We start from the raw sequence: 12,519 nt of genomic DNA, 5'->3' as shown, positions 1-12,519 counted from the left end.
CATCTCCCTAGAGGCTTCCGAGATAGCGATCCCAGAAATGATTACGGAAAGTAAGGCGGGGATCCAGCCGGCGCTTGGCCGCTGCAAATTCCTCAGCGCGGGGATAGGCGCGGGTAAACTGATCCAATCGGGCATGCGGCCGATACGGCAGATAATAGCTGCCGCCGATTGCGAGCACGCGCTCGATCAGCGCTTCTGTCATGCGCTGCATGTCAGCCTCGCCCCTCACCGTTTTTTCCTGCGAGAAGAGCATGACGGCGGCAATGCGGGGTTCCCCAGCATAAGCCAGCACACTGGCGCGATCGGTATCGACATAACGCAGCGTAATATTGAGAAGCTGCTGATACGAAGCCGGGATGACATCCTGGCAGGCTGCAACGAAATCAGCGAAGCGAGACGGCGAGACGAAATATTCGTGCAGGATATCCGTGCGGGACGGATCGCGGTCATCGAGTGTGATGACGGGTTCGTTCATCAGGCTGTTGCGTGTCGCCTGCGCCCCAAGCGATGGATTGATGACAGCCTCGGTCCACCAGCGAAGATGTTTGGCCGCATCCGAACCGAGCTGCGCCCGGAAGATTTCACGCGACACGTGGCTGATGAAGCCGGAACCGGAGGCCGGAGGTATCTTCGTCTGGTCCGGAGCGGCGCGATAGGTAATCAACAGCGCATCTTCAAAGAAACGGTCGAGCGAAACATCCATGCGGCCATAGGCCATGTTGATCGCGCTGTCGCCCGCCAGAACCTCGGCAAAGCGGCGGCCGAGATCCTTGCCCGCCAGGTGCTCGAAGGTCGGCTGCAGGAGCATATTCGGCACCATGTCGAGTTCAAGCTCGGTGATGACACCGAAAAGGCCGTATCCACCCATGGCATGGTTGAAGAGCTCCGCATTCTCCGTGCGTGAGCAGGTCATCAGATTGCCGTCCACCGTCATCAACCTGATGGAGCGGACAGTGCTGCCGCAAGCACTGAATGGAACCGGCCAGCCATGGGCATTGACCGAAAAGGTGCTGGCAACGCCGAAGTCGTTGTTGGACTGCATGACGGCGGGCGAAAAGCCGATGCTATCGAGCTTGGAAATGATCGTCGACCAACGCGCGCCGGCCGCGACGCGGTAGGTCTTGGCGGCTGTATCTGCCTCCAGCCAATCCTGATCAAGCGTCAGTGCCGTGCCATTCTCGACAAGGCTCTGGCCGCCCATCGAATGGCGCGCCGCGCTGGCGATGAAGGGCCTGTTTGCCCTGACGGCTTCAGCGAGCGCCGTGCGCAACCGGCCGATCATGGCCTCCTGCGGCGGCTCCTTGACGGTCAGATGTGCCGCGACCCGGGTCGGTGTCAGTTCTCCGGCGTCATTGAGAATGGTCGCGCCATCTTCAATGGGAAGTTCCGCTGGAAAGGCTGGTCCGGGATCACTTTGCGGCTGAAGCAGAAAACGCCCCGCCGCCACACCGGCTGCGGCCGAAATACCGGCCAGCACTCCTCGCCTTGTCCACCTGCCCACAACATTCCCCCTCCGGATGAATCGGCAAGTCCTTCATAGCGCAATAAAAAACCGGGCGGCAGGGGCCGCCCGGTCTGCAATGAGAAAGTGGTGAATTATTCAGCCGACGGGGTTTCGTCAGCTTCGCCCGCTGCAGGAGCTTCGCCTTCGGAAACCACGGCTTCGTCACCGTTTTCCGTCGTCTCTTCTTCTTCCGGCTCGCTGATGCGCTCGACCGAGACAACCTTCTCATCCTTGGCGGTGGAGAAGATTGTCACGCCCTTCGTAGCGCGGCTGGCGATGCGGATGCCGCCGACCGGGACGCGGATCAACTGACCGCCATCCGAGACGAGCATGATCTGATCGCCGTCGTCGATCGGGAAGGCCGCGACCAGCTTGCCGATTTCGCCTGTTTTCGACGTGTCGGTGGCGCGGATACCCTTGCCACCACGGCCGGAGATGCGGAAATCGTAAGAGGACGAGCGCTTGCCGAAGCCCTTTTCCGAGACCGTCAGCACGAACTGTTCGCGCGCCTTCAGCTCTTCGTAACGCTCGTCAGAGAGCTGTCCCTCTTCGGTGACTTCTTCACCTACCAGAGCGATATCCTCTTCGTCCACGCCTATTGCACGACGCTCTGTAGCCGAGCGCTTGAGATAGGCAGCACGTTCCCATGGCTCCGCATCGACATGGCCAACGATCGTCATCGAGATGATGCTGTCGCCGTCGCCGAGATTGATGCCGCGCACGCCGATGGAGTTGCGGCCGGCAAAGACACGGACGTCATCGACGGAGAAGCGGATGCATTGGCCGAGCGCCGTGGTCAGCAGAACGTCGTCCTGATCGGTACAGGTCTCGACCGAGAGGATTTCATCGCCCTCCTCGTCCAGCTTCATGGCGATCTTACCATTGCGATTCACCTGGACGAAATCCGACAGCTTGTTGCGGCGGACAGTGCCGCGCGTCGTCGAGAACATGACGTCGAGGTTATCCCAGCTATCCTCGTCCTCAGGCAAAGGCAGGATGGTGGTGATGCGTTCACCGGATTCCAGCGGCAGCATGTTGATCAACGCCTTGCCGCGCGAAGTCGGGGTGCCGATCGGTAGGCGCCAGACCTTTTCCTTGTAGACGATGCCGCGCGAGGAGAAGAACAGAACCGGGGTATGAGTGTTAACCACAAATAGCCGGCTAACGAAATCTTCGTCGCGAGTGGTCATGCCCGAGCGGCCCTTGCCGCCGCGGCGCTGCGCACGATAGGTCGCGAGCGGCACGCGCTTGATGTAGCCGAGATGCGAGACGGTCACGACCATGTCTTCGCGGGCGATGAGGTCCTCATCGTCCATCTCGAGGCCGCCATCGATGATCTCTGTGCGACGCGGTGTGCCGAACTCGTCACGGACAGAGGTCAGCTCGTCCTTGACTATTGTCTGGATGCGCACGCGCGACGACAGGATATCGAGGTAGTCCTTGATTTCCTCGCCTATCTTATTGAGTTCATCGCCGATTTCGTCGCGGCCGAGGGCCGTCAGACGTGCAAGGCGGAGCTCAAGGATCGCACGGGCCTGCTCTTCCGAGAGGTTGTAGGTCAGGTCGTCATTGATGCGGTGACGCGGGTCGTCGATGAGGCGGATCAGGCTTTCGACGTCTTCCGCCGGCCAACGGCGGGTCATCAGTTCTTCGCGGGCGGACTGCGGGTCCGGCGCCTGGCGGATAACGCGGATGACTTCGTCGATATTGGCGACGGCGATTGCGAGACCCACCAAGACATGCGCGCGTTCGCGCGCCTTACGAAGCAGAAACTTCGTTCTCCGGCTAACGACTTCCTCACGGAAGGAGACGAAAGCGCGGAGCATGTCGAGCAGCGTCAGCTGTTCCGGCTTGCCGCCGTTCAGCGCCACCATGTTGCAGCCGAAGGAGGTCTGCAGTGGCGTGTAGCGGTAGAGCTGGTTGAGGATGACGTCGGCATTGGCGTCGCGCTTCAGCTCGACGACGACGCGGTAGCCCTGACGGTCGGATTCGTCGCGCAGATCGGAAATGCCTTCGATGCGCTTTTCGCGCACCAGTTCGGCCATCTTCTCGATCATCGTCGCCTTGTTCACCTGATAGGGAATTTCAGTAATGATGATCTGTTCGCGATCGCCGCGCATCGGCTCGATGGCGGCAACGCCGCGCATGATGACCGAACCACGGCCGGTTTCATAAGCCGAACGGATGCCGGCGCGGCCGAGGATCTTGGCGCCGGTCGGGAAATCCGGACCCGGGATGATCTGCATCAAATCAGGCAGCTCGATCGCCGGATCGTTGATCAGCGCGATGCAGCCGTCGATGACCTCAGACAGGTTGTGCGGCGGAATATTGGTCGCCATGCCGACGGCAATGCCGCCCGCACCATTGACCAGCAAGTTCGGGAACTTGGCGGGAACCACGACCGGCTCTGACAGAGTGCCGTCATAGTTGTCACGGAAGTCGACCGTCTCCTTGTCGAGATCGTCGAGCAGCGAATGGGCGGCCTTCTGCAGGCGGCATTCGGTGTAACGTTCGGCCGCCGGCGGGTCACCGTCGACAGAGCCGAAATTGCCCTGACCGTCGATCAGGGGCAGGCGCAGTGACCAATGCTGCGCCATGCGGGCCAGCGCGTCATAGATCGCGGCGTTGCCGTGCGGATGGTATTTACCCATCACGTCCCCGGTGACACGGGCGCATTTGACGTATTTCTTGTTCCAGTCGATGCCGAGTTCGGACATGCCGTAGAGAATGCGCCGGTGCACGGGCTTGAGGCCATCGCGCACGTCAGGCAGTGCGCGGGACACGATCACGCTCATCGCGTAATCGAGATACGACCTCTGCATTTCCTCCATAATGGAGATGGGCTCGATACCTGGCGGGAGCTTCCCGCCGCCGGGGGGTGTTTGCTCAGTCAAAACGGTTCACGTTCTCTTCTAGAATCACTTGAAGATTTATAGCGGAAAGCCTGTTCCCGCGCCAATTTAGCCAGGGGTTTTGAACAGACTTTTGCGGTCGAAAGAGGGCAAATCGCGCCATTTGCCCATGGGTAGGAGACAATCAGCGATCATGCATTTGCCAAATCGGAAGCCGCACATCACAATCATCAAAAACAAGCATCTATATGGGGTTTTGAAGAAGCGATGGCAAGCGCAGACCAACTGATCAACGCGTTCACGACGCTGCTCGTTACCATCGATCCGCCGGGGCTTGCTCCGCTCTTCCTCGGCCTCACCGTCGGCATGAGCAGGCCGGAGCGTAAGCAGGTGGCGCTGCGCGGCGCTACCATCGCCTTCATCATCCTTGCCGTCTTCGCGCTGTTCGGCTCCAGCGTGCTCGGGGTGCTCGGCATTTCCATCGGCGCCTTCCGGCTGGCCGGCGGACTGCTGCTTTTCTGGATCGCCTTCGAAATGGTTTTCGAGAAGCGCCAGGACCGCAAGGAAAAGACCACGGAAGTGGCGATCACCAAGGATCATATCGAGAATATTGCCGTCTTCCCGCTGGCACTGCCGCTGATTGCCGGGCCGGGCGCCATTTCCGCGACGATCCTGCTCGGAGGCACCCTGCCCTCTACCGTCGAGCGGGCGCAGCTGATCGGCGTCATTGCCGGCTGCCTGCTGATCACCCTAGTGGTGCTGTTCCTTGCCGACCGGCTCGACCGCTTCCTCGGCGTGACCGGCCGGGCGATCCTCACCCGTCTTCTTGGCGTGATCCTGGCCGCACTCGCCGCGCAGTTCGTTGTCGACGGTGCGAAATCTGCTCTCAATCTGATCAGCGCCACGCCGACATGAAAACGGCGCCCAAGGGCGCCGTCATCAGAACTTTCGGATAGCATCGATCAAAACGGGATATCGTCGTCGAGATCGCGCGAGAAGTTGCCGCCACCAGCGTTACCGCCGCCGCTGCTTCCGCCGCTACGGCCACCACCGCTGCGACCACCGCCGGACGATGGAGCGGGTGCGCCGTAATCATCGCCATAACCGCCGCCACCGAAATCATCGCCGCCGCGACCGCCGCCGAAGCCGGAACTTGCGCCGCCGCCTTCACCACGTCCATCGAGCATCGTCAGCGTCGAGTTGAAGCCCTGCAGCACGATTTCCGTCGAGTAGCGATCGTTGCCGGTCTGGTCCTGCCACTTGCGGGTCTGCAGCGCGCCCTCGATATAGAGCTTGGCGCCCTTCTTCACATATTGCTCGACGACCTTGCAGAGGCCTTCGTTGAAGACCACCACCGTGTGCCATTCGGTCTTCTCGCGGCGCTCGCCGGAATTGCGGTCGCGCCATGTTTCCGAAGTCGCGATGCGAAGATTGGCGATCGGCCGGCCATCCTGCGTGCGCCGGATTTCGGGGTCGGCACCCACGTTTCCGATAAGAATTACCTTGTTCACACTGCCAGCCATATCATTCACCTTACTGCCGCCCTGACCGGCGACGTTCAAAAATCATCGGCGCACCTTAAACCATAGAGGACAAGCGATGCGCATCCAGGGCCTCTTAATCCACAAGGAATTTTGTTCTTTATTTGTTCTAATTATTCGCTATGATCCTGTCAACAGAATCGAAAACCTTTGTTGTTCCGGACATTCAGCCTCGACTCGCCCGCTGGCATCACTAAATAAGGGCTGTTATCCCCAAACCATCTGAAGCAGAGACGATGAGCGAACTGAAGACGATCTCCATCCGTGGCGCGCGCGAGCATAATCTGAAGGGCATCGACCTCGATCTGCCGCGGAACAAGCTGATCGTTATGACCGGCCTTTCCGGCTCCGGCAAATCCTCGCTCGCCTTCGATACGATCTATGCCGAAGGCCAGCGCCGCTATGTCGAAAGCCTTTCGGCCTATGCGCGCCAGTTCCTGGAAATGATGCAGAAACCCGATGTCGACCAGATCGACGGGCTGTCGCCGGCAATCTCGATCGAGCAGAAGACGACCTCGCGCAACCCGCGCTCGACGGTCGGCACGGTCACCGAAATCTACGACTATATGCGCCTGCTGTTTGCACGCGTCGGGGTTCCCTATTCGCCGGCCACGGGCCTGCCGATCGAAAGCCAGACGGTGAGCCAGATGGTTGACCGTGTGCTGGCCTTCGAGGAAGGCACGCGTCTTTACATCTTGGCGCCGATGATCCGCGGCCGCAAGGGCGAGTATAAGAAGGAACTGGCGGAGCTCATGAAAAAGGGCTTCCAGCGCGTCAAGGTGGACGGTCAGTTCTACGAAATCGCCGATGCACCTGTTCTCGACAAGAAATACAAGCACGATATCGACGTGGTCATCGACCGTATCGTCGTGCGGCCCGACATGGCCTCGCGCCTGGCCGACAGTTTCGAAACGGCGCTGAAGCTCGCCGATGGCCTCGCCGTTGCCGAATTCGCCGACAAGCCGCTGCCGCCCGAGGAAACCTCGGCCGGCGGCTCGGCCAACAAGTCGCTCAATGAAACGCATGAGCGCGTGCTGTTTTCGGAGAAGTTCGCCTGCCCGGTCTCCGGTTTCACCATTCCGGAAATCGAACCACGGCTCTTCTCGTTCAACAATCCCTTCGGCGCATGCCCGACTTGCGACGGTCTCGGTTCGCAGCAGAAGATCGACCCTGACCTGATCGTGCCCGAGCCGGAGCGTACGCTGCGCGACGGTGCTATCGCGCCCTGGGCCAAGTCGACTTCTCCTTATTACAATCAGACGCTGGAAGCGCTCGGCAAACATTTCGGCTTCAAGCTCGGCAGCCGCTGGAACGACCTTCCCGAAAAAGCCAAGGATGTCATCCTGAACGGCACCGAGGAGAGGATTGAGTTCCACTATGCGGATGGCGCGCGCTCCTACACGACCTCGAAGAATTTCGAAGGCATCGTGCCCAATCTCGAGCGACGCTGGAAGGAAACGGATTCCGCCTGGGCGCGCGAAGATATCGAACGCTTCATGTCGGCAGCCCCCTGCCCGGCCTGCAACGGTTTTCGCCTGAAGCCGGAAGCATTGGCGGTCAAGATCAACAAGCTGCATATCGGCGAAGTCACGCAGATGTCGATCCGCATCGCCCGCGACTGGTTCGAGACGCTGCCGGCGACATTCAACGCCAAGCAGAACGAAATTGCCGTGCGCATTCTCAAGGAAATCCGCGACCGCCTGCGGTTCCTCAATGATGTGGGCCTCGAATATCTGAGCCTGTCGCGCAATTCCGGCACGCTGTCCGGCGGCGAGAGCCAGCGTATCCGCCTTGCCTCGCAGATCGGATCGGGCCTGACCGGCGTTCTCTATGTGCTCGACGAACCGTCGATCGGTCTGCATCAGCGCGACAATGCCCGTCTTCTCGATACGCTGAAGCACCTTCGCGACATCGGCAATACGGTCATCGTCGTCGAACATGACGAAGATGCGATCCTGACGGCTGACGATGTGGTTGATATCGGCCCCGCCGCCGGTGTGCATGGCGGCCAGGTGGTGGCGCATGGCACGCCGCAGGAGATCATGGCCAATCCGAAATCGCTTACCGGCAAATACCTGTCGGGCGAGCTCGGCGTGGCCCTGCCTGACGAGCGGCGCAAGCCGAAGAAGGGCAAGGAGATCAAGGTCGTTGGCGCACGCGGCAACAATCTGAAGAATGTCACGGCGGCAATCCCGCTCGGCGTCTTTACCGCTGTAACGGGTGTGTCCGGTGGCGGCAAATCCACCTTCCTGATCGAAACGCTCTACAAGTCGGCGGCACGGCGTGTCATGGGCGCTCGTGAAATCCCTGCCGATCACGACCGCATCGATGGTTTCGAGCATATCGACAAGGTGATCGACATCGACCAGTCGCCGATCGGCCGCACGCCGCGTTCGAACCCCGCGACCTATACCGGCGCCTTCACACCGATCCGTGACTGGTTTGCCGGCCTGCCGGAGGCGAAGGCGCGCGGTTACCAGCCTGGCCGTTTCTCGTTCAACGTCAAGGGCGGCCGCTGCGAGGCTTGCCAGGGCGACGGCGTCATCAAAATCGAGATGCACTTCCTGCCTGACGTATACGTCACCTGCGACGTCTGCCACGGCAAGCGTTACAACCGCGAAACGCTCGATGTCACCTTCAAGGGCAAGTCGATTTCCGACGTGCTCGATATGACCGTGGAGGAAGGTGTCGAGTTCTTCACGGCCGTCCCGGCCGTGCGCGACAAGCTGCAGTCGCTTTTCGATGTCGGCCTCGGTTACATCAAGGTCGGTCAGCAGGCCAATACGCTGTCGGGCGGCGAGGCGCAGCGCGTCAAGCTCGCCAAGGAATTGTCGAAACGCTCGACGGGCCGCACGCTCTATATCCTCGACGAGCCTACCACCGGCCTGCATTTCCATGATGTCGCCAAGCTTCTGGAAATGCTGCACGAACTGGTCAATCAGGGCAATTCTGTCGTTGTCATCGAGCACAATCTCGAAGTCATCAAAACTGCCGACTGGATCCTCGATTTCGGGCCCGAAGGTGGTGACGGCGGCGGCGAGATCGTGGCTGTCGGCACGCCAGAGACGATCGTCAAGGAGAAGCGCTCCTATACCGGCCAGTTCCTCAAGGAGCTGCTGGAGCGGCGGCCGGTCAAGAAGGCGGTCGCAGCGGCGGAATGACCATGCGGCTCGCCACGATTGCGGACCTGCCCGCCGTGGTGGCGCTGACGACGGCCGCCTACCAGCCCTATACCGATCTTTTCGGCTATCCGCCGATTCCGGTGACGGAAGATTACAAGCCGCGGATTGAGCGCGGCGAGGTCTGGCTGCGGGAGGCTGACGGTGCTGTGGCGGGGCTCTCGGTCGTCGAGCGCCATGCCGACCATGTGATGCTTTTCAGTATCGCGGTATCGCCGGACTTCCAGGGGGCGGGACATGGTGTGGCCATGTTGCGCTGGCTGGAGGACAAGGCGCAGGAGTGGGAAACACTCGAGATGCGGCTCTATACCAATGCACGGATGGAGCGGAACATCGCGCTTTATTCCGCCTTCGGTTTTCAGGAAACGGGTCGCCGGCCCAATCCCTATCGGCCAGGATGGACCATCGTCGACATGACGAAAAAGGTTGGTGCGATCTGAGAGATCGCAAGCGAGGAGGAGCAGATGAGCAAATCGGGCACGATCCGCGTAGGCATCGGCGGCTGGACGTTCGAGCCGTGGCGCGGCCATTTCTTTCCCACCGATCTCAAGCAGAAGGACGAGCTGAACTATGCCAGCCGCCAGCTGAAGGTCATCGAGGTCAACGGCACCTATTACAGCACGCAGAAGCCGGCAGTCTTCGCGAAGTGGGCCGCCGATGTGCCCGATGGCTTCGTTTTTTCGCTGAAAGCGACGCGTTACACCACGAACCGCCGTGTGCTAGCCGAGGCCTGGGAATCGATGGAGAGGTTCCTCTCGTCGGGCATCAGCGAACTTGGTGATCACCTCGGCCCACTGCTCTGGCAATTCGCGCCAACAAAGAAATTCGAACCCGATGATTTTGAAGCCTTTCTGAAGCTGCTGCCGGAAAAACAGGATGGGCTGAAGCTGCGCCATGTCGTGGAAGTCCGGCACGATTCCTTCAAGGTGCCGGAATTCGTGTCGCTGCTGGAGAAATATGGCGTGGCACCCGTCTGCGCCGAGCATTTCGACTATCCGATGATTGCCGATGTGACAGCGGATTTCGTCTATACGCGGCTGCAGAAAGGGTCCGACGATATCCCGACCTGCTATCCGGAACCGGAGCTGAAGGATTGGACCAAGCGGCTACAGATCTGGGCCGAGGGCAAAGTGCCTGACGACTTACCGCTGATCGACAAGGACAGGAAGGTCAAGGTCGAGCCGCGCGACGTCTTTGCCTTCATGATCCACGAGGGCAAGGTCAATGCGCCGCACGGGGCGATCGCCTTACAGAAGCGGGTCGACAAGTAATCGCTCAATAAGGCAGCACGTGCGCGGCGAGATCTTCGGCCGTCAACCCCTTGCCGGCGCGATGGCCTGCCCCTCCATGCAGCCAGACAGCAGCGGCGGCCGCCTCGAAGGCCGGCAGGCCCTGGGCGAGCAGACCGCCGATAATGCCTGCCAGCACATCGCCTGAGCCGGCGGTGGCAAGCCAGACCGGTGCGTTGGTGTTGATCAGCGCCCGGCCGTCTGGTGAGGCGATAACGGTATCCGCCCCCTTATAGATGATAGCAGCATTGGCGCGGCTGGCAGCGGCGAGCGCCTTGTCGACCTTGCCCGCCTTCTTGTCGGCGGCAATATCGGGAAAGAGGCGGGCAAACTCGCCGTCGTGCGGCGTGAGAACGAGGCGCGGCACTCCCTTGAACAGCTCGAAAAGCGCCTGCGGATCGTCCTTGAAGGAGCTGATGCCATCGGCGTCGAGAACGAGATGACGGTCGCGCAGTAGGGATACGAATTTGCGGGCCTTCTTTCCGATGCCGAAACCGGGGCCGAGAACGAAGGTTTGAAGGCGTGTGTCCTTCAGCCATCCTGCCAATGCTGCTGCATCATCAATGGCGTGCAGCATGACTGCTGTCAGGTGCGCGCTATTGGCGGAAAGTGCTTCGGTCGGCGCGGCGATGGTAACGAGCCCTGCCCCGGCCTTCAACCCCGCCATGGCCGACATCCGGGCGGCGCCCGTCTTGCTCGCCTCACCCGAAAATACGACAAGGTGACCACGCTTATATTTGTGGGTCTCCAGCTGCTCGATCGGAATGACAGCGCGCCATGCGGCAGGTGTATTCTCGTCCACACGGCCATCCGTCTGTGCCCTGATGATGCGTCCGGGGATGCCGATGTCGAAGACCTCGAGCGTACCGCAAAGCTCCCTGCCCGGCATCAGCAGATGGCCGGGCTTGCGGGTCATAAAGGTCACGGTGTGCGCCGCTCGGAAGGCGCCACCGAGCACGGCGCCGGTACGCCCGTCCAGGCCAGATGGCAGGTCGATGGCGATGACGGGAATTCCTGCCTTGCCGACCTTGTGGATCAGATCGGCGACCTCGGGTGGCACATCGCGTGCAAGGCCGGCTCCGAAGAGGCCGTCGATGATGACATCACCCTGCTGCTGGCCATAGTACGCGATATCCTGCCCCTTCAGCGCACAGGCCGCCCTAGCGCGGCCCGCATCGCCCTTCAGCTTTTCCGGGTTGCCAAGATGGAAGATCTCCACCCGTCCACCACTCTCCCGAAGGAGCCGGGCGGCGACATAACCGTCACCACCATTGTTGCCGGGACCGCAGAACACCGCGAAACGTTGTGCGCCGGGATAAAGACGCAATGCTGCAGCGGCGACCGCGGCACCTGCCTTTTCCATCAGGCCATAGGAATCGATTCCGGATTCGGCTGCAGCCTTATCGGCCGCAGCCATTTCGACAGGTGTCAGAAGAAGATCGGCGAGACGTTTGCTCATGCCCCCTATTCAATTCAAAAAGCGCCTAAAAAACAACCGCCTGATTGCCAAAACCAAAGAGCAAATATTGTGCAATTGCCTATTTTTTGCCCCCTCTGTAACGAACCACAAGAAATTATGAGTCGAGCGATTTTTTCAATTTTCGCGTCATTTTTGATCAAAATGCACTATTGCTCACCTCGTTCTTCATCAAAACGACACGGAAACGCGGGCAAACAAGGTCGCGCGCACAAAATTCCGCGATTTTTTGCGTGAGATGGATTTCAAACTGGCACGATATCTGCATCATATCCCGCGAGCGGGAAGGTTCCTGCTGTAACGGGAGAAGCGGAGAGACATTTTCTCATGAAAAAGATCGAAGCGATCATTAAGCCTTTCAAGCTGGACGAGGTGAAGGAAGCCCTTCAGGAAGTCGGTCTGCAGGGTATCACTGTCACGGAAGCGAAGGGCTTCGGTCGCCAGAAGGGCCATACCGAACTCTACCGCGGCGCAGAATATGTCGTCGATTTCCTGCCGAAGGTGAAGGTTGAGGTCGTGCTCGCAGATGAAAACGCGGAGGCCGTCATCGACGCGATCCGCAAGGCCGCGCAGACGGGGCGCATCGGCGACGGAAAGATTTTCGTTTCCAACGTCGAAGAGGTCATCCGCATCCGCACCGGTGAAACCGGTATCGATGCCATCTGACCGGCTTTGCC

The 12,519-nt window shown here is 60.2% G+C and carries 9 protein-coding genes; 5 read left to right on the top strand and 4 right to left on the bottom strand.

Features of this window, described 5'->3' with window-relative positions:
- Window positions 1-7: 7 nt before the first annotated feature.
- Window positions 8-1,477, bottom strand: coding sequence for an FAD-binding oxidoreductase (locus PMI11_RS00155; protein WP_244430512.1), 1,470 nt, complete (start codon window positions 1,475-1,477; stop codon window positions 8-10).
- Between the two features lie 119 nt (window positions 1,478-1,596).
- Window positions 1,597-4,398: a DNA gyrase subunit A gene (gene gyrA / locus PMI11_RS00150; protein ID WP_037070477.1), complete on the bottom strand. Its 2,802-nt coding sequence runs from the start codon at window positions 4,396-4,398 to the stop codon at window positions 1,597-1,599.
- A gap of 225 nt (window positions 4,399-4,623) precedes the next feature.
- Here gyrA and PMI11_RS00145 point away from each other — a divergent pair, with 225 nt between their 5' ends.
- The gene (locus PMI11_RS00145; RefSeq protein WP_007811973.1) at window positions 4,624-5,271 is read left to right on the top strand and encodes a MarC family protein; all 648 of its coding nucleotides are present in this window, start codon (window positions 4,624-4,626) and stop codon (window positions 5,269-5,271) included.
- Between the two features lie 47 nt (window positions 5,272-5,318).
- Here the strand turns inward: PMI11_RS00145 and PMI11_RS00140 are convergent, their stop codons facing one another.
- Window positions 5,319-5,879, bottom strand: a complete 561-nt coding sequence (locus tag PMI11_RS00140; RefSeq protein WP_007811971.1) for a single-stranded DNA-binding protein — start codon at window positions 5,877-5,879, stop codon at window positions 5,319-5,321.
- Between the two features lie 254 nt (window positions 5,880-6,133).
- Here PMI11_RS00140 and uvrA point away from each other — a divergent pair, with 254 nt between their 5' ends.
- From uvrA to PMI11_RS00125, 3 genes are read left to right on the top strand one after another with little or no spacing between them, the layout of a single operon-like run.
- On the top strand, window positions 6,134-9,058 hold the full coding sequence (gene uvrA / locus PMI11_RS00135; RefSeq protein ID WP_007811967.1) for an excinuclease ABC subunit UvrA: 2,925 nt from the start codon (window positions 6,134-6,136) through the stop codon (window positions 9,056-9,058).
- Window positions 9,055-9,516: a GNAT family N-acetyltransferase gene (locus PMI11_RS00130; protein ID WP_037070475.1), complete on the top strand. Its 462-nt coding sequence runs from the start codon at window positions 9,055-9,057 to the stop codon at window positions 9,514-9,516. The genes uvrA and PMI11_RS00130 overlap by 4 nt, the downstream gene beginning before the upstream one ends.
- 24 nt (window positions 9,517-9,540) lie before the next feature.
- Window positions 9,541-10,347: a DUF72 domain-containing protein gene (locus PMI11_RS00125; protein ID WP_007811961.1), complete on the top strand. Its 807-nt coding sequence runs from the start codon at window positions 9,541-9,543 to the stop codon at window positions 10,345-10,347.
- Window positions 10,348-10,351: 4 nt separating this feature from the next.
- Here PMI11_RS00125 and PMI11_RS00120 read toward each other — a convergent pair whose 3' ends face one another.
- A complete protein-coding gene (locus tag PMI11_RS00120; protein WP_007811959.1) occupies window positions 10,352-11,824 on the bottom strand; it encodes an NAD(P)H-hydrate dehydratase in 1,473 nt (490 codons plus the stop codon).
- 345 nt (window positions 11,825-12,169) lie between these two features.
- Between PMI11_RS00120 and PMI11_RS00115 the strand changes: the two genes are divergently transcribed.
- A complete protein-coding gene (locus PMI11_RS00115) occupies window positions 12,170-12,508 on the top strand; it encodes a P-II family nitrogen regulator (protein WP_003539626.1) in 339 nt (112 codons plus the stop codon).
- Window positions 12,509-12,519: the final 11 nt, after the last annotated feature.

It is taken from the genome of Rhizobium sp. CF142, from assembly GCF_000281145.1.
Taxonomy (GTDB): domain Bacteria; phylum Pseudomonadota; class Alphaproteobacteria; order Rhizobiales; family Rhizobiaceae; genus Rhizobium.
This window is presented reverse-complemented; position numbering and strand designations above follow the sequence as displayed.

Bases quoted from the DNA above. Each gene is read 5' to 3' on its own strand.
- PMI11_RS00145 (WP_007811973.1), top strand. From the start codon at position 4,624: ATGGCAAGCGCAGACCAACTGATCAACGCGTTCACGACGCTGCTCGTT.
- PMI11_RS00140 (WP_007811971.1), bottom strand. From the start codon at position 5,879: ATGGCTGGCAGTGTGAACAAGGTAATTCTTATCGGAAACGTGGGTGCC.
- uvrA (WP_007811967.1), top strand. From the start codon at position 6,134: ATGAGCGAACTGAAGACGATCTCCATCCGTGGCGCGCGCGAGCATAAT.
- PMI11_RS00130 (WP_037070475.1), top strand. From the start codon at position 9,055: ATGACCATGCGGCTCGCCACGATTGCGGACCTGCCCGCCGTGGTGGCG.
- PMI11_RS00125 (WP_007811961.1), top strand. From the start codon at position 9,541: ATGAGCAAATCGGGCACGATCCGCGTAGGCATCGGCGGCTGGACGTTC.
- PMI11_RS00120 (WP_007811959.1), bottom strand. From the start codon at position 11,824: ATGAGCAAACGTCTCGCCGATCTTCTTCTGACACCTGTCGAAATGGCT.
- PMI11_RS00115 (WP_003539626.1), top strand. From the start codon at position 12,170: ATGAAAAAGATCGAAGCGATCATTAAGCCTTTCAAGCTGGACGAGGTG.